16 protein-coding genes are annotated in these 14,204 nt (G+C 69.0%); 9 read left to right on the top strand and 7 right to left on the bottom strand.

The window, feature by feature from the left end:
* Positions 1–16: 16 nt before the first annotated feature.
* Positions 17–1,243 carry a pyridoxal phosphate-dependent aminotransferase gene (locus tag MRBLWH10_RS09555; protein WP_105672448.1) on the top strand — a complete coding sequence of 409 codons (1,227 nt, stop codon included), beginning with the start codon at positions 17–19 and terminating at the stop codon, positions 1,241–1,243.
* Here the strand turns inward: MRBLWH10_RS09555 and MRBLWH10_RS09550 are convergent.
* Positions 1,167–2,402, bottom strand: a complete 1,236-nt coding sequence (locus MRBLWH10_RS09550) for a P-loop NTPase (RefSeq protein ID WP_341942505.1) — start codon at positions 2,400–2,402, stop codon at positions 1,167–1,169. The two genes, MRBLWH10_RS09555 and MRBLWH10_RS09550, sit on opposite strands and share 77 nt — an antisense overlap.
* On the bottom strand, positions 2,399–3,019 hold the full coding sequence (locus MRBLWH10_RS09545; RefSeq protein WP_341942504.1) for an SAF domain-containing protein: 621 nt from the start codon (positions 3,017–3,019) through the stop codon (positions 2,399–2,401). Before MRBLWH10_RS09545 ends, MRBLWH10_RS09550 begins: the two co-directional genes overlap by 4 nt.
* A gap of 97 nt (positions 3,020–3,116) precedes the next feature.
* Between MRBLWH10_RS09545 and MRBLWH10_RS09540 the strand changes: the two genes are divergently transcribed.
* A complete protein-coding gene (locus MRBLWH10_RS09540; protein WP_105672446.1) occupies positions 3,117–3,395 on the top strand; it encodes a helix-turn-helix domain-containing protein in 279 nt (92 codons plus the stop codon).
* Here the strand turns inward: MRBLWH10_RS09540 and MRBLWH10_RS09535 are convergent.
* Complete coding sequence (locus MRBLWH10_RS09535; RefSeq protein WP_341942503.1) at positions 3,383–3,994, bottom strand: hypothetical protein; 612 nt, start codon at positions 3,992–3,994, stop codon at positions 3,383–3,385. The two genes, MRBLWH10_RS09540 and MRBLWH10_RS09535, sit on opposite strands and share 13 nt — an antisense overlap.
* A 127-nt stretch (positions 3,995–4,121) precedes the next feature.
* Here MRBLWH10_RS09535 and MRBLWH10_RS09530 point away from each other — a divergent pair, with 127 nt between their 5' ends.
* Both MRBLWH10_RS09530 and MRBLWH10_RS09525 read left to right on the top strand, forming a co-directional pair.
* Positions 4,122–4,508, top strand: a complete 387-nt coding sequence (locus tag MRBLWH10_RS09530; RefSeq protein ID WP_105672444.1) for an Rv3235 family protein — start codon at positions 4,122–4,124, stop codon at positions 4,506–4,508.
* 39 nt (positions 4,509–4,547) lie between these two features.
* On the top strand, positions 4,548–6,032 hold the full coding sequence (locus MRBLWH10_RS09525) for a PAS domain-containing sensor histidine kinase (RefSeq protein ID WP_105672443.1): 1,485 nt from the start codon (positions 4,548–4,550) through the stop codon (positions 6,030–6,032).
* Positions 6,033–6,092: 60 nt separating this feature from the next.
* Here MRBLWH10_RS09525 and MRBLWH10_RS09520 read toward each other — a convergent pair whose 3' ends face one another.
* Positions 6,093–6,341, bottom strand: coding sequence for a WhiB family transcriptional regulator (locus tag MRBLWH10_RS09520; protein ID WP_017203224.1), 249 nt, complete (start codon positions 6,339–6,341; stop codon positions 6,093–6,095).
* A 233-nt stretch (positions 6,342–6,574) separates the two neighbouring features.
* Here MRBLWH10_RS09520 and MRBLWH10_RS09515 point away from each other — a divergent pair, with 233 nt between their 5' ends.
* Entirely contained in the window at positions 6,575–6,961 is a 387-nt protein-coding gene (locus tag MRBLWH10_RS09515; protein ID WP_341942502.1) for a hypothetical protein, read from the top strand.
* Positions 6,962–7,000: 39 nt separating this feature from the next.
* On the opposite strand, the gene bcp is transcribed toward MRBLWH10_RS09515, so the two are convergent.
* The 3 genes from bcp to aroA form a co-directional block, all read right to left on the bottom strand.
* On the bottom strand, positions 7,001–7,474 hold the full coding sequence (bcp, locus tag MRBLWH10_RS09510) for a thioredoxin-dependent thiol peroxidase (RefSeq protein ID WP_341942501.1): 474 nt from the start codon (positions 7,472–7,474) through the stop codon (positions 7,001–7,003).
* 80 nt (positions 7,475–7,554) lie between these two features.
* Positions 7,555–8,628 (bottom strand): ribosome small subunit-dependent GTPase A, encoded by a 1,074-nt coding sequence (gene rsgA, locus MRBLWH10_RS09505; protein WP_341942500.1) that lies wholly within the window; start codon positions 8,626–8,628, stop codon positions 7,555–7,557.
* The gene (gene aroA / locus MRBLWH10_RS09500) at positions 8,625–9,950 is read right to left on the bottom strand and encodes a 3-phosphoshikimate 1-carboxyvinyltransferase (RefSeq protein ID WP_341942499.1); all 1,326 of its coding nucleotides are present in this window, start codon (positions 9,948–9,950) and stop codon (positions 8,625–8,627) included. Before aroA ends, rsgA begins: the two co-directional genes overlap by 4 nt.
* 72 nt (positions 9,951–10,022) lie before the next feature.
* Here aroA and MRBLWH10_RS09495 point away from each other — a divergent pair, with 72 nt between their 5' ends.
* From MRBLWH10_RS09495 to MRBLWH10_RS09480, 4 genes are all read left to right on the top strand, one after another.
* Complete coding sequence (locus tag MRBLWH10_RS09495; RefSeq protein ID WP_341942498.1) at positions 10,023–10,685, top strand: sigma-70 family RNA polymerase sigma factor; 663 nt, start codon at positions 10,023–10,025, stop codon at positions 10,683–10,685.
* The gene (locus MRBLWH10_RS09490) at positions 10,682–10,927 is read left to right on the top strand and encodes a zf-HC2 domain-containing protein (protein ID WP_341942497.1); all 246 of its coding nucleotides are present in this window, start codon (positions 10,682–10,684) and stop codon (positions 10,925–10,927) included. Before MRBLWH10_RS09495 ends, MRBLWH10_RS09490 begins: the two co-directional genes overlap by 4 nt.
* A gap of 74 nt (positions 10,928–11,001) precedes the next feature.
* Entirely contained in the window at positions 11,002–12,306 is a 1,305-nt protein-coding gene (locus MRBLWH10_RS09485) for a GNAT family N-acetyltransferase (RefSeq protein WP_341942496.1), read from the top strand.
* A 202-nt stretch (positions 12,307–12,508) separates the two neighbouring features.
* A complete protein-coding gene (locus MRBLWH10_RS09480) occupies positions 12,509–14,173 on the top strand; it encodes an ABC transporter substrate-binding protein (RefSeq protein ID WP_341942495.1) in 1,665 nt (554 codons plus the stop codon).
* Positions 14,174–14,204 lie beyond the last annotated feature (31 nt).

Below are 14,204 nucleotides of genomic sequence, written 5' to 3'. Positions count from 1 at the left end.
GCGCTAGGCTTGGGCGATGACACCATCGCGCCACTTCGACCAGTCGTCGAAGCTCAAGAACGTCCTGTACGAGATCCGCGGAAACGCCCTCGTCGAGGCGGCGCGGCTCGAGGCGGAGGGCCATCGGGTCCTCAAGCTCAACACGGGCAACCCCGCGATCTTCGGGTTCGAGGCTCCGCATCAGATCGTCCGCGACATGCTCGCGGCGCTTCCCACCGCCCACGGCTACAGCGACAGCAAGGGCATCGTCTCGGCCCGTCGTGCGGTCGTCAGCCGGTACGAGGAGATCGAGGGCTTCCCGCGTTTCGATCCGGATGACGTCTACCTCGGCAACGGGGTCTCCGAACTCATCACCATGACCATGCAGGCTCTCCTCGACGAGGGCGACGAGGTGCTGATCCCGGCCCCGGACTACCCGCTGTGGACCGCGATGACCAGCCTGGCCGGCGGCACCCCGGTGCACTATCTGTGCGACGAGGATGACGAGTGGCAGCCGTCGCTCGAGGACATCCGCTCGAAGATCACGCCGCAGACCAAGGCGCTGGTCATCATCAATCCGAACAACCCGACCGGCGTCGTGTACTCGAAGGAGATCCTCGAGGGAATGGTGCAGATCGCGCGCGAGCACGAACTGCTGCTGCTGTCGGACGAGATCTACGACCGCATCCTGTTCGACGACGCCGTGCACATCCCCACGGCCACGCTCGCGCCGGATCTTCTCTGCCTCACGTTCAACGGGCTGTCCAAGACGTACCGCGTGGCCGGCTATCGCTCGGGGTGGATGGTGATCACCGGACCGAAGTCGCATGCCAAGGGGTTCATCGAGGGCATCACCCTCCTCGCCTCCACGCGGCTGTGCCCCAACGTCCCCTCGCAGTACGCGGTGCAGGCGGCGCTCTCCGGAGTGCAGTCGATCGACGCGCTGATCGCGCCGACCGGGCGCCTGCACGAGCAGCGCGACGTCGCGTGGGAGGGGTTGGAGTCGATCCCCGGGGTCTCCTGCGTGAAGCCTCAGGGCGCTCTCTACGCCTTCCCTCGACTCGATCCGAACGTGCACGAGATCCGCGACGACGCCAAGCTCATCTACGATCTGCTCGTCTCGGAGCACATCCTGCTCGTGCAGGGCACGGGCTTCAACTGGCCGACGCCCGATCACCTCAGGGTGGTCACGCTTCCCGAGCCGCGCGTGCTCGCCGAAGCGGTCGAGCGGCTGGGGAACTTCCTCTCAAGCTATCGGCAGTAGTCGCCGCTGACGGGGAGAGCGACGTCGCGAGGCGGCGGACGGCGGCGACGAGCGTCGAACGGGGGACGACATCGGCGACGGGTCCCGCGTGGAGCAGCGCGGCGTCGGTGGAGCGCCGATCGAACGGCAGGAACGAGACGTCGGTGATCCCGGCGAGGCGGTCGAGCGTGCGCCGGATCTGTCCGCGAGCATCGATGCCCAGAGGGCCGGGGCGCACCTGGTTGACGACGACCGTGACGGGCGTGGGCGACGTGAGTCGACGCAGCTCGGCATGCTCTCGCAGGAAGCGGCTGATTCCGAGCGGGTCGGCCGCGGCGACGGCGACGATCGCATCGGCCTCCTGGAGCGCGGCCACGGTGGCGGCGTGGCGACGCGGCCCGACGAGGTCGTAGGTCGCCTCCTCATCGGCGTCGAAGGCGGCGGCCACGTCGACGATCGTCTCGTCGGCCCAACCGCGGCATGCCTGCAGCGCCCCGCGAAGACGCGCAGCGGAGAGTTCCGGCCATCGGCTGGGGCGGTTGATACCGGACAGGACGTCGATCTCCCCGCCGCTCGTCTCGATGGTGCTGCACAGTCTGGTCAGCTCGGCGCCGTCGAGGGCTCCGAGCTCCGCACGGCGACATGCGGCGGCGATACCGGGAGCATCGTCGCCGAGCCCGAGCAGGAGCGCGATCGACGGCGCGACGGTGTCGGCGTCGATGAGGGCGGTGCGGCGCCCCGTGCGCGAGATCTCGACGGCGAGCTGCACCGCCAGGGTCGAGCGGCCGGGCGCCCCGGCAGGACCCCAGATCGTGATGACTCGACGCGGACGTTCTGCGGGTCGCGGAACGACCTCCGGAGCATCGGCGGCGAGTGCTTCGGCGATCTCCCAGCCGGCGGAGGCCGCCGGGAGCGCGGGGGGCAGACCGTAACGGGAGAGAACACGATCGTCGCCGTCTCCCACGGGGATGATGCGCACTCCGGCCCGGTCGCATGCGGCGATGAGAGCAGGACTGAGCACCGCCCGCGTGCCGGGAGCGATCACGGCGATGACGCCATCGGGCAGGGGCAGGATCGCTCCCGGCTCGCTCACCGCGGCGACACGCACGCCCTCGAGCTCGAGCTCGGTCGCGAGGATGCTCGCCCTGGGCTCGGCGATCGCGACGACGACCGTGCTCACGGCGTCGCTCCGATGGGTACGACGGACAAAGCCGCGCCGCCCGTGATCGCGGCGAGGACGTCGGCCACGTCGGAGCGGTCGATGACGACCTCCACCATCGCCGTGTCCGAGGCCAGCATCCCCTCCGCCTCGACGACCGTGCCGATGACGACGTCGGAGACGAGGATGCGCGGGACGTCGAAACCTCGGCCGTCAGGCAGCGGAGGCGCCTGCCAGAGGTCGACGAGGGTTCCGGCCGAGACGTCTTCGGGGATGCCGGTGCCGCTCTCGACCACGATCGTCGTGCGTCGGCTGCTCTCGGCCGTGGCGATCGCGGTGGCGGGGACGAGCTCTCCCTCGGCGAGTGTCCGTGCCGCCACCTCGCCGGGCTTCAGGTCCTGCGGTGCGAGATAGTCATCGGTGAGGGCTCCCAGACTCACGTCCACCGCCTGGAAGTCCGCGGAGGACAGCGCCTCGCCCTCGACGATGGTGCGATGGGCCTGGAGCACCGGTGTCGTGCGCCCGGATGAGGACACGATCGCCCAGACCCCCGCAATGGAGATCACGACGAGCGCTATGCCGATCAGGAAACGCACATCGCCCCAGAAGGCGCGGCGGGATCGTGTCAGGGATGTCATGGCCATATGGTCACAGAATCCGGACGAGAGCCTCGAAAGTTCTCCACAGGTCGATGTCGAGGGGAGGTTCCTCCTCGGTCCGGTGGAGAATGGACGCATGGTCGACTCCGATGCTCCCGCGCCGCGCTTCCTGGCGCCCGCCCAGGTGGCCGAGCTGTTGAGCATAGAGGTCGACGAGGTGGTCGCGCTGATCTACGCGGGGAGACTGCGGGGGTCGCAGCTGGGCTCGCCCGCGCGCTGGCGCGTCGAGGAGCCGAGCCTCGCCGAGTATCTCGCCGAGCAGTCGGAGGAGGCCAGGCGCATGGCCCTGTGGCGTCAGTCGAACGAAGCGAGCTTCCCGGAGGTCTGGGGGACGTCGTCCGCTCAGGGCAGCTGATCCCCTGAGAGGTCCACGGCGGAGAGCGCCGTGAAGGGCACGATGCGGAATCCGTGCACGGCGCTCGCTCGTCTGGCGGTCCCGCGATCATGCACGGCGAGATCGAGATGGTCTGAACCAGCTCGATCCACGGTGCCGTGCAGCCGCTCGCCGTCGATCGTCGTGAGGTGCACGGGCACCCGACGACGGGCGAGATCGCGGAGGATGAAGCCCAGAGTCATCCGCTCTCGCATTGACCGCTCCTGCCCGGCCGAGTCGTCGAGGCTTCCGAGCAGCGAACCGTGGTCCGTGGCGAGCCCGCGGATCGCATGCAGGGGAACGATCCGCACCGTCGCCGCTGCAGACGCGCCGTCGGCGGCCGTGACGGTCGCCGCCGTCCAATCCGCTCCCAGCGAGCGCAGCAGCAGACCGCATCGGCCGATGCCGGGGAGGTCCAGGGTCACCGCGGTCCCTTCCGCGCACAGCAGCCGCAGCCGACTGCGCAGATCGAGGCGGGAGATCCGCAGCCGTTCCGATTCCGCATCAAGCGTCGCCCGCTCCGCCTCCCACTCCGCGGCGAGCTGGCCTTCGAGGTCGTCGAACAGTCTGTCCCAGTGCATCTGACCGAGACTAAAGGACCCGTCAGAAGTGCGTACGAGTTATCCACATTCATCATGAGGCACGGGGTGAAGGCCGCAGCCGCCGTGCTCTACTTGCCGCAGTCTTTCCCCGATCGAGAGCACGACGATGACGCTTCACGAGTACTTCGCACCGCAGCCGACGCCCCGCGCCGAGCTGCCGGACCCCGTTCCGCTGCTGCGCAGTCTCACCCAGGGCGTCCTCGAGGTTCTCGCCGGGGTCAGAGAGGTCGATCAGCTCGCCCGCTGGTTCAGCGAAGACGCATTCCGGAGCCTGGTGGCCAGGGCGAACCTGTCGGCAAGGGCGCGCAGCGCGAGGGGGGTTTCGCCTGCGCGCCCGACCTTCGACATCCGATCGATCCGCACCGCCGAACCGGTCGACGGCGTCGTGGAGGCCGTCGTGGTCGTGGCGGGCCCCGGGCGGACACGCGCCGTGGCCATCCGCCTCGACGGGGTGGATCGCCGCTGGCGAGCCACCTCCCTCGCTGTGCTCTGACCTGCCGGGGACGAGGCGCGGCCCCAGTAGGCTTGGGGGGTGTCAACCCTCAGTGATCTCGCCCAAGCGCAGGGCCGCCTGACCGACAACGACGTCGAATGGCTTCACCGCCTCGCCGGCGACGGTCAGCTCCTCGCGGACCTCGCCTCCGCCGACATCGTCGTGTGGATCCAGACGGAGGACGGCTCCTTCATGGCCGTCGCGCACGCACGTCCGAGCGGCGCGGCCACCCTGTTCTACCGTGACATCGTCGGCGAGCGGGTACGACCGCAGTGGCGCACCCAGGTGCAGGGCGCGTTCGAGTCGGGGGAGATCGTCGACTCCTCTTCTCCCGATTGGTTCGAGGAGACGCCGACCCGCGTCCGCGCGGTGCCTATCCTGAACGACCGCCGGGGTGCGGAGCGTTCGACATCCGTCATCGGCGTCGTGACCAGGCACACCAACCTCGGAGAGGCGCGCACCCCCTCGCGTCAGCAGATCACATTCGACGAATGCGCGAACGATCTGTTCCGCATGATCGCCGACGGGAGCTTCCCCGACCTGGCCGCACCCACGTCGCCGCGCCGCGGAGCGCCGCGTGCGTCCGACGGGCTCATCAGGATCGACGTCGACGGCATCACGACGTTCGCGAGCCCCAACGCGCTGTCGGCCTTCAATCGCATGGGCTTCGACGACGAGCTCGAGGGCGAGTCGCTCGCGGAGGTCACGACGCGCCTGGTCCCGCCTTCTCGTCAGGTCGACGAGTCGCTGCCCGTGGTCGTCACCGGCCGAGCGCCGTGGCGCACCGACATCGAGGCGCGCGGCGTCACCGTGTCGTTGCGGGCGATCCCGCTCAAGGACCACGGCACCCGCATCGGCGCCATCGTGCTGTGCCGCGACGTCTCCGAGCTGCGCCACCAGGAGCAGGAGCTCATCACCAAGGATGCGACGATCCGCGAGATCCATCACCGGGTGAAGAACAACCTGCAGACCGTCGCCTCTCTGCTGCGCATCCAGGCGCGTCGCACCCATTCGGACGAGGCGAGGGACGCGCTGACCCAGGCCATGCGCCGCGTCGACTCGATCGCCGTCGTGCACGACACGCTCGCCCAGGGGCTCACCCAGAAGGTCGATTTCGACGAGGTCTTCCATCGGGTGCTGAAGCTCGTCGCGGAGGTCGCCTCGGCGCCGAACACGCGCGCCCGCACTCAGTCGACAGGCCGGTTCGGGGTGCTGCCGAGTGAGTACGCCACCCCGCTCGCGCTCGCGCTCACCGAGGTCGTCACGAACGCGGTCGAGCACGGTCTCGCCGGGCAGGAGGGCATCGTGACGATCGACGCCAGCCGCACGGAGGAGAATCTGAGGGTGACCGTCCGAGACACGGGACACGGGCTTCCGGAGGGGCGGATCGGTCAGGGCCTCGGCACGCAGATCATCCGCACGCTCATCCAGGGCGAACTCGGCGGCACCATCGAGTGGCGCGGCAGCGAGGGGGAGGGGACCGAAGTGGTCATCGACATCCCGCTGCGCTGGCTGACGAAGTAGTCCGCGACACGACGAAGCGGCCCGAGATCCAGGGGATCTCGGGCCGCTTCGTCGTCGGTCTCAGGACGCGCGGCGGGCGCGGGCGGCGCGGCGCTTGAGGGCGCGGCGCTCGTCTTCGGAGAGGCCGCCCCAGACGCCCGAGTCCTGGCTGGTCTCGAGGGCGTACTGCAGGCAGATCTCAGTGACGGTGCAGGTGGCGCAGACGGTCTTCGCCTTCTCGATCTGGTCCACGGCCGGTCCGGTGTTCCCCACGGGGAAGAAAAGCTCGGGGTCGACAGTCAGGCAGGCGGCTTTGTCGCGCCAGTCCATGGGGGCTCCTCGGTGTGGATTTCAAGAGATGTCGCAGTGCGACGTCTCGGATTCGGGCGGCCATTCGGGGATCGGCTACCCTGTTCAGATGCGGGCGGATGCTCGCTGTTTGTGATGCGGGCAGGAAGCCCGCCCCACGCCGCTGTGGGAGCACATGACTGTTTCTATTCTGTTACATGAAACAATCGAAATCAAGAACTTTTCTCCTTCTCATTCGATTCTCAGGAGACGTCGTGCGTGCACCAGGACTCGCTCTCGCCGCCGCTGCGGTACTCGCCGTCGAGGGACTCGCGCTCGTCGTGTTCGCCCTCATCGAGCTGGTCGGCCTCGGCGCGGGGGACGCGGCATCCCTCCCCACCGCGCTCGCCCTCATCGTCCTCACGCTGATCGGCGCAGTGGCCCTCATCGCGTTCGCCTTCGGCACGCGGGCGGGGCGCTCCTGGGCGCGCTCGGGAGGAGTCGTGTTCCAGGTGCTCGCCATCGCCCTCGCGCTGGCGTCGCTCACCGTGCAGCCGATCTCCTGGACCTTCGTCGCCGGGGTGGGGTTGCCGGGACTCATCGGCTTCGCACTGCTCATCGCCAGCGCGCGCGCTGAGGGCGGGCGTCCTCAGGAGGACTGACGCCGCGTCCGCGGGGCCGGGGCGCCTGTCAGTGTCCGATCAGGCGTCGATGCCGAGGAGCTTGCGTAGCCGGGCGACGTGCCCTGTGGCCTTGACGTTGTAGAGCGCGAGTGTGATCGTGCCGTTCTCGTCGAGCACGAAGGTCGAGCGGATGACGCCCTCGATGACCTTTCCGTAGTTCATCTTCTCGCCCCACACGCCGTAGGCGGTGTGGACGGCGTGGTCGGGGTCGCTCAGGAGCGTGAAGGTGAGTCCATCGCGCTCACGGAACTCCGCGAGCTTCTCCGGGGTGTCGCGGGAGATGCCGACGACGCGGTACCCGGCGCCCTGGAGGGAGGAGATGCTGTCGCGGAAGTCGCACGCCTGGGTCGTGCACCCGGGGGTCATCGCCGCCGGGTAGAAGTAGAGCACGGTCTTCTCGCCGCGGAGGTCCGCGAGACGCACGGTCTCGCCGTCCTGGTCGAGGAGGGAGAAGTCAGGGGCAGCGGTTCCGGGTTCCAGTCGCACAGTCACCCGATCAGCCTACCCGCCGTCACGTCGGCGAACCGGGTGGGCGACGGCATGACGCGTCCACGCGGTGGACGCGAACGGCGTCACCGTCCCGGTGTCTGCTCCGCCTTGTCGGCGAACGTCTGCAGCAGGCGCTGCAGCGAATCCAGGCGAGCTCGGCCGGTCTCGCCCAGCTCCCCGCGCTCCGCCGCCTCGATGAGGGCGCAGTCCGGCGCATCGGCCAGGTGCGTGCATCCACGGGGGCAGTTCTCGGCGATCAGCGCGAGCTCGGTGAAGGCCGCGAGGATGTTCGCGGGCTCGACGTGCCCGAGGCCGAACGACCGCACGCCGGGGGTGTCGATGACCCACCCGCTGCCCTCGGGAGTCCGATAGCGCAGCGACACGGTCGACGAGGACGTGTGCCGTCCACGACCGGTCACCTGGTTCACATGACCGGTGGCGCGGCCCGCGGTCGGCACGAGAGCGTTGACGAGCGTCGACTTGCCCACGCCCGAGTGGCCGACGAACACGGTCGAGTGTCCGATGAGCGCCGCGCCGATCTCTTCGACGGGCATGGTCTCCTGGGCGCTCGTGAACACGCGCAGGTCGTCGAGGCCGTCGAAGTGCGAGAGGAACTCCGTGGGGTCGGCGAGATCGGTCTTGGTCACGACGAGCAGAGGCCGGATGCCGGCATCCAGGGCGGCGACGAGATATCTGTCCACCAGCCGCGCGCGCGGCTCCGGATCGGCGGCGGCGACCACGACGAGCATCTGGTCGGCGTTGGCGACGATCACCCGTTCGACCTGATCGGTGTCGTCGGCGCTGCGCCGCAGCAGCGAGGTGCGCTCGACGATGCCGACCATCCTGGCGAGGGTCCCCTCGTCTCCGGAGGTGTCGCCGACGACGCGTGCCCGGTCGCCCGTGACGATGGGGGTGCGCCGCAGCTCACGCGCCCTGGTCGCGGTGATCGCTCGCTCCTCCGGCGTGTCCTCGCCCATCAGCACCGAATAGCGGCCGCGGTCCACGCCCAGCACCCGTCCGATCTGCGCGTCGTCGTGCGCCGGCCGGCGTTTGGTCCGCGGACGGTTGCCCTTGGGGTTGGGACGCGTGCGGATGCTGCTCTCGTCGTAGTCCTCGAAGTCGTCCTCGAGGTCGTCGTCGTCGGGGAGCCAGCTCACGCGGAGTCGCCCCGCAGCATCCGCTCCCACAGCACGGTGAACTCGGGGAGCGTCTTGGCCGTCGTGCCGATGTCGTCGATCTCGACTCCGGGCACCCGGAGTCCGATGAGCGCTCCGGTCGTCGCCATGCGGTGGTCGTGATGCGCGGCCCAGACGCCGCCGTGCAGGGCGCTCGGGATGATGCGCAGCCCGTCGGGCAGTTCTTCGGCCTGACCGCCGAGAGCACGGACGTTCCCGATCAGGGCGGCGATCCGATCGGTCTCGTGAAGGCGGATGTGACCGATGCCGCGGATCGTCGTGGGGGAGTCCGCGAATGCGGCGAGTCCGACGAGAGTCGGGGTGAGCTCGCTCGCCGCCGACAGGTCGAGATCGAGGCCGCGGATGCCGGAGCCCGCGCGCACCGTCAGCGTGCCGCTGTGCCGGCCGACGTGGGCGCCCATCGCCTGGAGGATCTCGGGCAGCAGGTGGCCCGGCTGCGTCGAGTGCACCGGCCAGCCGGTGACGGAGACGGATCCGCCCGTGACGAGGGCGGCGGCGAGGAAGGGCGCGGCGTTGGAGAGATCCGGCTCGATCGCGATCTCCTTGGCGCGGGGCACCCCGGCCTCCACGAGCCATTCGCCGGTGGCCGGTCGCTCGATGCGGATGCCGCGGCGGCTCAGCGCCTCGATCGTCATGTCGATGTGCGGAAGGCTCGGCAGGTGGGTGCCGGTGTGAACCAGGTGCAGGCCGACGTCGAAACGGGGGGCGGCGAGCAGGAGGCCCGAGACGAACTGGCTCGACGCGGAGGCGTCGATCTCGACCCGTCCGCCGCGGATGCGGCCGTGGCCGCGGATCGTGAAGGGCAGCGCCCAGGTTCCCTCGTCGTCGATGTCGACGCCGAGATCGCGCAGCGCGCTGATGAGTCCGCCCATGGGGCGGTGCAAGGCCGTCTCGTGGGCCGTGAGGTGCACGTCGTGCTGGGCGAGGCCGGCGAGCGGGGCGATGAAGCGCATCACGGTGCCCGCCTGGCCGCAGTCGATGGTGGAGCCGCCGGTGAGCTTCGCGGGGGTCACGACGAGGTCGGGGCCGAACTCGCCGCCCGTGTCCTCCTCTTCGATGCCGACGCCCAGTGCGCGCAGCGCCTCGACCATGCGGCGGGAGTCGTCGGAGTGCAGCGGGGCGATCAGACGCCCTGGTCCGTCGGCGATCGCGGCGATGATCAGCTCGCGGTTCGTCAGCGACTTCGAGCCGGGAACGGTCACCGTCGCATGCACGGAGCCGTCGATGGCGGGCGCGGCGTAAGAGCCCTGGACGAGGGGAGGGGAATACCTGTTGGCGCTCATCGGTTCCCACTTTAGTGAACACCGATGTGCGCCCGACCGAACGGGAGCCGCATTCGGGGAGAAGGAGAGAGGATGCTCGCAACGCTTGAGCGCGAGTTCGTCGACCTCAGCGGCCTAGACTGGCCCGTGATGGATGACACCGCAACCGCAGACACGGTCAGCGACCCTCGGCGCGAGTTCGAGGAGCAGGCGATCCCCTTCATGGATCAGCTCTACGCCGCCGCCATGCGCATGACCCGCAACCCCGCCGACGCCGCCGACCTGGTGCAGGAGACCTTCGTGAAGGCGTACGGCTCGTGGGCGACCTTCTCGCAGGGCACGAACCTCAAGGCGTGGCTCTACCGCATCCTCACGAACACATACATCAACATCTACCGCAAGAAGCAGCGCGAGCCGTTCCAGGGCACGATCGATGAGCTCGAGGACTGGCAGCTGGGCGGCGCGGAGTCGACCACGGCGTCGCACAGCCGGTCGGCGGAGGCGGAGGCGATCGACCGCATGCCGGCATCCGTCGTCAAGGACGCGCTGCAGGCGGTGCCGGAGGACTTCAGGCTGGCCGTCTACCTCGCCGACGTCGAGGGATTCGCCTACCAGGAGATCGCCGACATCATGAAGACCCCCATCGGCACCGTGATGAGCCGTCTGCACCGTGGCAGGCGGATGCTGCGGGAGCTGTTGGCCGACTACGCCGCAGAGCGGGGCATCGCCGCGGCTGACACGAGGAGCAGGAAATGAGCGACTGCGGCTGCGACAAGGCCCGTCAGGATCTGGAGGAGTACCTCCGCAACGAGGTGTGCAAGACCGAGCACACCGAGATCCGCGAGCATCTCGAGAACTGCCCGTCGTGCCGCGATGAGGCTCTGGTCGCGACCACGCTCACCGAGGTCGTGGCCCGTGCCTGCAAGGAGTCCGCTCCGGAGGAGCTGCGCGATCAGGTGTTCGCGCGTCTCCGCGAGGTGCAGGCGAGCGCGCACTGACCTGATCGGCGCCGCACCGTATGCGAGCGGTGTCGACCGATCCGCGCGTCGGAACCCCCGGCTACGGTAGAGGCATGACCACCCTCGATGCCCGAGACGTCCCTACCGAACCGATCTCCGCAGAACGACTCGCCGCCGCAGGGCTCGAGTACCGTCTCGTCGACTTCGCAGACGAGAGCGTCGCGAAGAGCTATCAGCGCGCCGTGTCCCGCGGCTTCCTGGGCGGAGAGCCCACGGCCGAGGCGCTCGCGTACGGGAAGACCCCGTTCGAGACGCGGCGCAACACGGCGGTGTTCGACCCCGCCTCGCCGACGGCGGAGTTCCCCGTCGCGACTGTGAACTCCTGGGTCGCCCCGCTCACCGTGCCGGGCGGCTCCGAGATCGACATGTGGTCGATCAGCGTCGTCACGGTGGCCGCGACACACCGACGTCGTGGCATCGCCAGAGCGCTGCTCGAGGGAGAGCTCCGCGCCGCGGCGTCCGCGGGGGCGCCGATGGCCGGTCTCACCGTCTCTGAGGCGACGATCTACGGGCGCTATGGATTCGGCTCGGCCATCCCGATGTCGCGCTTCGAGGTCGACACGCGCCGTGCCGGCTGGGCGGGGCCGTCTCCCGCAGGGCGCATCCAGTACCGCGAACGCGAGGAGCTCGCCGACGATCTCGGCGTCGTGCACGACCGCGTGCGGCGCACCCGTCCCGGCCAGGTCTCGGGCTGGCGCACGCGCTGGGAGGGCTTCGCAGGCGTGTCGCCGTCCGATTCCGAGCGCGACAAGGTCCGCGGCGTCCGGTACCTCGATGAGAGTGGCGCGGTCCGCGGCGTCCTCGTCTACACGCTCGGCGAGAAGGGCGGCACCTTCCGCTTCGGACTGCACGTGAGGATGCTCGTCGCCGAGACCCCGGATGCGATGGCCGCGCTCTGGCGGTTCGCCCTGCAGCACGACCTGGTCGACGAGGTCACCGCGGAACTGCGTCCCCTCGACGATCCTCTTCCCTGGCTGGTCGCGGACCCGCGCGGTGTCGTGCAGACGGTCCACGACCACGGCTGGCTGAGGATCCTCGACGTCGCCGCCGCGCTGTCGGCGCGGCGCTTCTCCGCGCCGCTCGACGTCGTGCTGCGCATCGAGGACGCACTGGGCTTCGCGTCGGGAGACTGGCGTCTTCGTGTCGCCGAGTCGGGAATCGCGACCGTCGAGCCTGCGTCCGCCGCCGAGGTCGACGCGACGATGGACGTCGCCGTGCTGTCCACCCTGTACGCCGGGGGAGTGCGCGTCTCGACGCTCCACGGGGCGGGGCTGATCGCGGCCGATGCCGACGTCGCAGAGCGTCTGGATCGGGCCTTCGCCTCGTTCCCCGTGCCTGCGCTCGACATCTGGTACTGACCTCGCACGAGTGGTCCGCTCGTCGTCGATCCCTGTGTTCGAGGGCGTGGCGGTCGCTCGCGATCACCAATCGGAAAGAATCTTCACAAAATAATTGGAAAGGTCTTTACCGGAAAGGACCTTTACTATAACCTCGCTTCGAGGGCGGATCCCCCTTCCGCTCTGCTCGACAAGCCAAAGAAGCCCTTGAGACGAGGTTCCCATGCACGACAACCGCTGGAGGAAAGCACTTCCTCTTGTCGCCGGCGCCGCCGCACTCGCCATCACCCTGGGCGGGTGCGCGCCGGCTGGATCCACCTCAGCCGGTGACCGCCCGCTGCGGATGTGGTCCGGATCGATGACGCCGATCACCAACAACTTCAACCCGTTCGCCGTCGACACCGCCACGCACATGACCTACGGTGCGATCTACGAGCCGCTGTTCTTCTTCAACCAGCTCTCGGCGGACGCACCGGTCGGATTGATCGGCGACTCGTACGAGTTCAACGAGGACGGCACCGTCCTCACCATCAAGATCAAGCCCGACCTCAAGTGGTCGGACGACAAGGACCTCACGTCCGAGGACGTCGCCTTCAGCCTGGGATACGCCTCCAACCTCGACCCCGACATGGTGTCGGCCGAGGCTCCGGACGCCACGACCGTCGTCGTGACGTACTCGACGCCCAAGTTCACCGCGACCTCCATGATCCTCGGGTCGACGTGGATCATCCCGAAGCACATCTGGTCGGACATCACCGACTACATGACCGAGACCAACACGGACCCGGTCGGCTCAGGGCCGTACACGCTCAAGTCGTTCACCGACGCCGCCTACACCCTCGAGGCGAATCCGCTCTTCCGCGAGGGCGCACCCGATGTCAAGGAGGTGCAGGACATCGGCATCGACTCGAACCAGTCGGCCGAGGACCTGCTCAAGACCGGCAAGCTCGACTGGGTCGGCCAGTTCATCGCGAACCCCGACGGCGTCACGTCGAACGGGCGGATCAGCACCATGAACCAGCAGCAGGACCCGACGGTGATCACCACCTGCTCCGACGTGTCCCTCGGCTGCGAGGGCGCCCAGACCGACCCCGCAGTGCGTCAGGCGCTGAACCTCGCCATCGACCGCAGCGCCATCACCTCGAAGGCCTTCGCGGGACTCGCCGGTGAGGCGTCCCCGAGCTTCGCGCTGCTTCCGCGCGACAAGAAGTGGCTCGGCGACCCCGAGCTCGCGACCAGCCCGCAGAAGCCCGACGCCGCATCGGCGGCGGAGATCCTCGAAGCGGCCGGCTACACGAAGGACAGCGACGGCTTCTACGGCAAGGACGGCACGCCGATCGAGCTCGACCTGTTCTCGCCGGACGGCTGGACCGACTACAACGACGCCGCGAAGCTGATCAGCTCTCAGGCCGCGAAGGCCGGAATCCGGGTGACCGCCCGCACCGTCTCGGAGACCGAGTACTGGAGCCAGGTCGCGAACGGCCAGTTCCAGCTCGCGCTGTACGGCCTCACCCAGTCGCTCGTCGCCGATCCCTTCTCGAACTACGACCAGTACTTCGCCACTCCCGCCACGGCCAAGGTCGGCGAGACGCCGACGAAGGGGCAGAACTACGCCCGCTACAGCAACGCGACGGTCGACGCCGCGGTGCTCCAGGCCGGAAGCACGCTCGACGAGGCGACGAAGCAGCAGGCCTACGCCACGATCCAGACCGAGATCGCGAAGGATCTGCCCTACATCCCCGTGGTGCTGAACGCCTCGCAGTCGTTCTTCAACACGGCGGACTTCACGGGCTGGCCGACCGAGAGCGACATGTTCGCGGCGCCGCTGCCGTACCTGTCCACGGCATCCGCGGTCATCCTGACGCACCTGCGTCCGGTCAAGAAGTAAGGCCGGTTCCATGGTTCGATCCTGCGAGAGG

It is taken from the genome of Microbacterium sp. LWH10-1.2 (assembly GCF_038397765.1).
In the GTDB taxonomy this organism is placed as follows: Bacteria; Actinomycetota; Actinomycetes; order Actinomycetales; family Microbacteriaceae; genus Microbacterium; species Microbacterium natoriense.
Note: the sequence above shows the minus strand (reverse complement) of the source record. Positions and strands in the feature narration are given on the sequence as shown.

Coding starts and splice junctions, on each gene's coding strand:
- MRBLWH10_RS09545 (WP_341942504.1), bottom strand. CDS start 3,019: ATGACATCCCTGACACGATCCCGCCGCGCCTTCTGGGGCGATGTGCGT.
- MRBLWH10_RS09485 (WP_341942496.1), top strand. CDS start 11,002: ATGACCACCCTCGATGCCCGAGACGTCCCTACCGAACCGATCTCCGCA.
- aroA (WP_341942499.1), bottom strand. CDS start 9,950: ATGAGCGCCAACAGGTATTCCCCTCCCCTCGTCCAGGGCTCTTACGCC.
- MRBLWH10_RS09555 (WP_105672448.1), top strand. CDS start 17: ATGACACCATCGCGCCACTTCGACCAGTCGTCGAAGCTCAAGAACGTC.
- MRBLWH10_RS09530 (WP_105672444.1), top strand. CDS start 4,122: ATGACGCTTCACGAGTACTTCGCACCGCAGCCGACGCCCCGCGCCGAG.
- MRBLWH10_RS09540 (WP_105672446.1), top strand. CDS start 3,117: ATGGTCGACTCCGATGCTCCCGCGCCGCGCTTCCTGGCGCCCGCCCAG.
- MRBLWH10_RS09495 (WP_341942498.1), top strand. CDS start 10,023: ATGCTCGCAACGCTTGAGCGCGAGTTCGTCGACCTCAGCGGCCTAGAC.
- MRBLWH10_RS09535 (WP_341942503.1), bottom strand. CDS start 3,994: ATGCACTGGGACAGACTGTTCGACGACCTCGAAGGCCAGCTCGCCGCG.
- MRBLWH10_RS09520 (WP_017203224.1), bottom strand. CDS start 6,341: ATGGACTGGCGCGACAAAGCCGCCTGCCTGACTGTCGACCCCGAGCTT.
- MRBLWH10_RS09480 (WP_341942495.1), top strand. CDS start 12,509: ATGCACGACAACCGCTGGAGGAAAGCACTTCCTCTTGTCGCCGGCGCC.
- MRBLWH10_RS09490 (WP_341942497.1), top strand. CDS start 10,682: ATGAGCGACTGCGGCTGCGACAAGGCCCGTCAGGATCTGGAGGAGTAC.